Source organism: Paenisporosarcina sp. P4_E4_2 (assembly GCF_056401595.1).
The window spans coordinates 1-5866 of sequence record NZ_JBFUJC010000196.1 but is presented as its reverse complement, the minus strand read 5'-3'; the positions used below and the strand labels follow the sequence as shown (position 1 = coordinate 5866).

At 42.0% G+C, this 5866-nt stretch carries 5 protein-coding genes and 1 pseudogene; 1 reads left to right on the top strand and 5 read right to left on the bottom strand.

What is annotated here, in order from left to right:
* The coding region (gene cax / locus AC1DSB_RS13115; RefSeq protein WP_477586860.1) for a calcium/proton exchanger at window positions 1-977 on the bottom strand (977 nt) is incomplete at its 3' end.
* 303 nt (window positions 978-1280) lie between these two features.
* The gene (locus tag AC1DSB_RS13110) at window positions 1281-2000 is read right to left on the bottom strand and encodes a 3-ketoacyl-ACP reductase (RefSeq protein WP_477531680.1); all 720 of its coding nucleotides are present in this window, start codon (window positions 1998-2000) and stop codon (window positions 1281-1283) included.
* Window positions 2001-2275: 275 nt separating this feature from the next.
* Here AC1DSB_RS13110 and AC1DSB_RS13105 point away from each other — a divergent pair, with 275 nt between their 5' ends.
* Window positions 2276-3448 carry a M20 metallopeptidase family protein gene (locus AC1DSB_RS13105; RefSeq protein ID WP_477531681.1) on the top strand — a complete coding sequence of 391 codons (1173 nt, stop codon included), beginning with the start codon at window positions 2276-2278 and terminating at the stop codon, window positions 3446-3448.
* 175 nt (window positions 3449-3623) lie between these two features.
* Here AC1DSB_RS13105 and AC1DSB_RS13100 read toward each other — a convergent pair whose 3' ends face one another.
* The 3 genes and pseudogenes from AC1DSB_RS13100 to AC1DSB_RS13090 form a co-directional block, all read right to left on the bottom strand.
* Complete coding sequence (locus AC1DSB_RS13100) at window positions 3624-4454, bottom strand: squalene/phytoene synthase family protein (protein WP_016428513.1); 831 nt, start codon at window positions 4452-4454, stop codon at window positions 3624-3626.
* A 244-nt stretch (window positions 4455-4698) separates the two neighbouring features.
* On the bottom strand, window positions 4699-5241 hold the full coding sequence (locus AC1DSB_RS13095) for a flavodoxin family protein (protein ID WP_477531682.1): 543 nt from the start codon (window positions 5239-5241) through the stop codon (window positions 4699-4701).
* A 363-nt stretch (window positions 5242-5604) separates the two neighbouring features.
* Window positions 5605-5866: pseudogene (locus AC1DSB_RS13090) on the bottom strand (hypothetical protein); the annotation flags it as partial.

The window sequence follows — 5866 nt, the reverse complement described above, 5'->3', positions numbered from 1 at the left end:
TTGGAAACGCTGATCGTTAAGAGAACTGCCGTAGCCATGGCAACGAGCTCCGGCATGGTAAAAACTAGCGGCATTGCTGTAGGCATAAATAAAGAAATAATGACGAGCACAGGAGCTACGAACATAGCAATTTGCAACGTAGAACCAATGGCAATTTCCACGGCAACGTCCATTTTGTTTTTCAGGGCCATTAAGATAGCAGATGAGTGCTCAGCTGCATTCCCAACAATCGCAACGATGATTACCCCAATGAATAGTTCGGACCATCCAAATTGCTCTCCTACCGCTTCAAAAGTATGAACTAGATTTTCAGACACATAAGCAACAGCCAGTGTCGATAGCAGCAAGATGGTCAAAGCTTTTTTCTTCGACCATTCAGGTTCTTCATGTTCTTCAGTTGTTCCATCACCCTCAGTGTGTGCATATACACCTCGATGTGTGACCAATTTGAAAACCAGTCCAGCTAAATACAGAACGATCATGATAATTGAAATCCCGACGCTTAACTGCAACGTTTTCGATTCATTCATGGACATAGAAAAAATTTCCGGAATAACGAACGCCACAATAACTGCGAAAACGAGTAATCCAGAATTATGACGGGCATCATGGATGCTAAATTTCTGGCGTTTAAATTTCAGTCCACCCATGAAGAAGGAAAGTCCTCCAACTAACAATAAGTTCCCGAGTACCGAACCAGTCAAAGACGCCAATACGACGCCAATTAAACCAGCTTGTAGGGCAAAGATAGAAATAATCAACTCTACCGCATTCCCAAACGTGGCATTCAGTAACCCACCAATTCGAGGCCCACTGACCACTGCCAAACTTTCAGTCGCTCGTCCCATAAAGCTAGATATCGCGATAACAGTCACCGAACAAATAATAAACATGGCAATACTCGACCAATGTAATAATGATGCCACAAATGTTAATGGTACCCCGACCAGTACAAGAATAGTAAAAATCCGATTCATACATTCACTCTCCAATAAAAGAAATTCTAAATTATATGATATTCCTTTATCCATACCCAATCAACAGGAGATTCTACACGTTTTGAAAAAATTTAATGGGCGGGCAACTTTGGGCTAAAGTGATTTCATAGATTAAATCTGAATCAAAAATGATTTCTCAGATTCTGTAATAAAAGGATACCCATATTTCACTTTTCCAACTATCATCATCAAATTGTGGTCTCAGTTATAAACGTTAATTGCAATAAAAAATGCCAGACGGATGGCGAAATTCGCCCATCCCCTGACATCATTTTAGAGATTCTATGGATTGGTTGACCACAGTCCCGCCTCTTTTATAAAGATTCGCTTGTTTAATTTTAATTGGGCAACGATAAATTCTGCAATATCTTCTGGTTGCATCACTTTATCCGGATTGCCATCAGTCAATTCATTGTCGATTGCTAAATCTGTAGCTACTGTACTTGGCGTCAACGCGGTGACACGGATATTGTGCTTACGTACTTCCATTGCGAGTGATTCAGTGATCCCAAGAACCCCAAACTTCGAAGCGCTATATGCACTTGTAATCGGTGCGCCTTTTTGCCCTGCAGAAGAGGAAATATTGATAATGTCTCCCGCTTGTTGCTCAATCATTCCCGGCAAAACAGCACGAGTCACATAATAAACACCCATCAAATTTACTTGAATGATCTTTTCCCATTCAGCAATTTCAAGCTCCATAAATTTACCGAATTTCGCAATGCCTGCATTATTAATCAATATATCGACTGTACCCAGTTGATTCGTCAATGACTCAATTGCACGTGTCACTTCGTCATTTGAAGAAACGTCAGCGGTTGCGAGAACTGCTTTCACACCTGTTCCTTCCACTTCTTTTACTACTTGTAGTAAATGTTCTTCAGATCGAGCAAGGAGTCCAACATTCACTCCCTCTTTAGCTAAAGCAACGGCAATGGCACGGCCAATGCCGCGGCCTGCACCTGTAATAATGGCGTTCTTACCTTGTAGAGATGTAGCCAATATGATTTCCTCCTATTCATCGTGTGTATAAAAATCCACTTCCCATATGAGAAGTAATTTGTCTTCTAGACAAGCAATGTACGTGTGGTGAAATCGCGAAAGCTACTGTCCTGACTTTCAACGCACTAAACTATTTTAACCAATCGATTGGTGAGTTAAAAGCAAACTGTCTCGTCCGTAGATCACCTTTTCACTTGATTGCATAAACATTCAAAATTAACTGGCGATTTGTTACAATAATTTATAATCTAGATTACACGCTTGGAGGAATGACAATGGAAAAACTATTGCTACATAAATTGGAACAATCCTTTGATGAAATGGTCGCTGTTCGTCGACATTTACATATGCATCCCGAACTGTCCCACCAGGAAGTAGAGACTCCAGCATTCATCGCTGCTCAGTTAGAATCAATGGGAGTGGAAGTGAAACGCGGAGTAGGAGGACGAGGTGTCGTCGGTACAATCAGAGGCGGTAAGCCAGGAAAGACCATTGCCTTCCGAGCGGACTTTGATGCATTGCCCATTCAAGATATGAAAGAAGTTCCTTATAAATCGACCGTACCCGGAGTGATGCATGCATGCGGACATGATGGGCACACTTCAGCTTTGCTTGGATTTGCGAAAGCAATGATGGAAGTGAAAGAGGAATTGCCAGGCAATATCGTGCTCATCCATCAATTCGGAGAAGAATTATCCCCGGGCGGAGCGCGAGCCATGATTGAAGACGGTTGTCTTGAAGGGGTTGACCTCGTTTACGGTGCCCACTTGCAAAGCAAAATGGAAAGCGGTTATGTATATGTACGGAATGGTTTTCTTCAAGCCTCTGAAGATACGATTAAAATAGTGGTACGCGGATTCGGAACACATGGAGCTGAACCGCATAACGGCGTCGATCCCATATTGGCAGCGAGCCATATCATGGTGGCCTTGCAAACCATCGTCAGTCGAAATACAGATCCTTTAAAGGAACTAGTCGTTTCGATAGGGAAATTTCATGCCGGCGATGCCGACAATGTCATTCCAAGTGAAGCGGTCCTCGAAGGGACCATTCGGGTATTCGATCCGGAGCTGCGCAAATTGGCCAGCCGTCGAGTGCGCGAAATCGCTGAAAATGTGGCAATGGGCCTTGGCGCAAAAGCAATTGTCACCATTGAAAATGGCTACGACGCATTATGGAACCATGCCGAAGCGATGGATACAGTCCGACAGGCAGGTTATGAACTTTACGGAGCAGATGCAGTCATTGAAACAATGCCAGTCATGCCTGTAGAAGATTTCAGTTACTACACACAAGTTGTGCCGGGAGCCTATTTCTTTGTGGGTGCAAAATTACAAGTCGAATCGTGCGTATTTCCCCACCACCATGAACAGTTTGATTTTGACGAAAAAGCCATGTTGATGACTGCCAAGCTATTCGCTGCCATCTATTTAAAAGCACAACAATAAATACGAGCGGTATCTAGCCAACTCCTTGGCCAGGCACCGCTCGTTTTTCTATTCTAAACAACTTTGTCTTACTCAGCTCGGTATATCAGCACAAGCGAGATAACTAAACAAAGTGCCAGATTCCAATAGGTACAAGGGACATTAAAATCTTCCCACCATTGGTTTCTGGCACTTTTCACTTGATGTAATGTTGGCTTTCTAGTTCAGTAACAATCGATTCGACTTCTTTTCGAGAAATTTTTTCTCGGCCGATTTTCATCGCTTTTAACGTACTGTTCGCCAAAGCCAGCGGCACTTTACAAAACATCGTAATGCCACGATTGTTAATATCTTTCACATAATCGCTTCCCATTGCCAAGTTTTGCTTTGCATATAAAAATAAATCCTCACGCTCCCACCCATCAGGTAAGAAACGTACTCCACGTTCCCAGTCTTCATCTTGATTACGCAGAATGTTTACAGCTTGCAACCCTCGTCCAAAAGCAATTGCTTTTTCCCGGTCGGTTTCTGTATTATCATGCCATTTCCACAAATCGGACAGCATGCATCCCACAAGTCCTGCTACATAATACGTGTAATCATCAAGATCTTCTTTGGTTTTGATACGCCAGTCCTTGTCCACCCATTTGGCCATACCTTCCGCCATAACAGCAGTCGACTCTTTTACCTTTTCCACCACATCTGGCGGACACAATAAAATCCAGTCACCGAGGCGTTGCGTCACAATAGGAAGCAAGTTTTGATAAGGACGTATAAGTGCTCGGTATTTTTCAGGGTCAAATGTTGTTTTCATAATTTCGCTGATCGACGTTAGTAATTGACGTTTGGTTTCGGCCTTCATGGATGGATGATCTTCGATTTCATCAATCGCTCGCATACATAAATACGCAGACGCCACCGTTTTTCTTAACGTAGGTTCCAAAAAGTTAATGGGAATGAAAAATGTACGACTTGTTTGTTTTAACACATCCATCGCTTCCCGTTGCAGTAAGACTGCCTCACTCATACTCGATTCCTCCCGTTCCGATCCTTATGTATTTCTATGTTATGACCATTTCAAAAGGTTTTAATCCTCTTATCATACAATAAAAATTAGGTTTCGTACGCAACGAAGATAGAAAATTCAAGAAACTAGTAATAAAGACCGATAGCCAACCTAAAAAGTGCCATATATCTTTTGGCTTAATAGGACATTTAAAATCCCAGTAATCCATTGATACACAGCACTCTCTCTTTGTATACATTCCGTATTATTTTTTTAATTTCCGATTGAGCTCTGTGGCCGCGGAGATTGCACGAAAATCTTCTGAAATATCACCGGGACGACTTGCTTTTCCGAGAACATACCCTTCGAAAGACATTCCCATAAACTGAAATATATAATTGAATTGTTGAATTAGAGGAAGGCCTTTTACGTGAGGGGTGTCGCCACCTACAGCAATGACATAAGCTTTTTTCGTACCAAGCTGATTTTTAAAACCCGGGAACTTCTCATCCCGCATAGTATGAGACCATCTATCAATAAAGTTTTTCATGGTCCCAGTCATACTGTACCAATAAATCGGTGTCGCAAATATGAAGGTATCATGTTTCATCATCCGCTCCACTAACCCGTTGTAATCATCATTCACATCTGAAAAGCCACTTTCCGAATGGCGGCGGTCGTCAATTGGTTCAATTTTATAATCTCGCAAATAAATTTGTTCAACTTCAATTCCGTCGATTGCAAATTTGGTTAAATGCTCTGTATTTCCATTCTGTCGGGTACTCCCGTATATCACAGCAATGCTCATAACGGTCTATTCTCCTTTATGTTGATTAAATTATGAAGGCAATTAATAGTGTATGCCACAATCCTTGTAAAAATAACGAAACAAGCTCTGTTAACTGTTACGTTGATTTTTCACAAAAGCTATATTAAATCTTGCTGGTTATATTTGCAAAACAGCTGCCTTTCCGCTGGAGTCTCCGCTGTTTTGACATAGCCTTTACAAAAAGAAGTCATTCCGACGAAGYAGCTCAGCGTTGCAAAGCTCTTTCAAGTTTMGAAGCTAGCGCAGCGATGCCGAAACAGAAACAGATAAGTTCTTCTTTATCCACTTGTGGATAACCCCTCATTATCCTAATCTATACACAAAGTGTGGACAGCTACCCTTTTATCCGTGCATAACTTTCCCTCGCTCGCCTTTTTTACGTTTTTCATAGGAAACTGAATAGGTATCTTTGCGGAATGGCAGGATTTCATCCCCAGAACATTCGATGCCTGTGGGTAAAACAGTCGGATCAAAAATTAAGGAATCATAGCCTTCTTTCGCTTTTGAATGGACGCACAATACTCCTGCATCAATTCTAGACCGTTCAACACCCACTAAACTATGAGTGTCTACTTCAGGCAATTGATTCACCGCGCGTATGGCC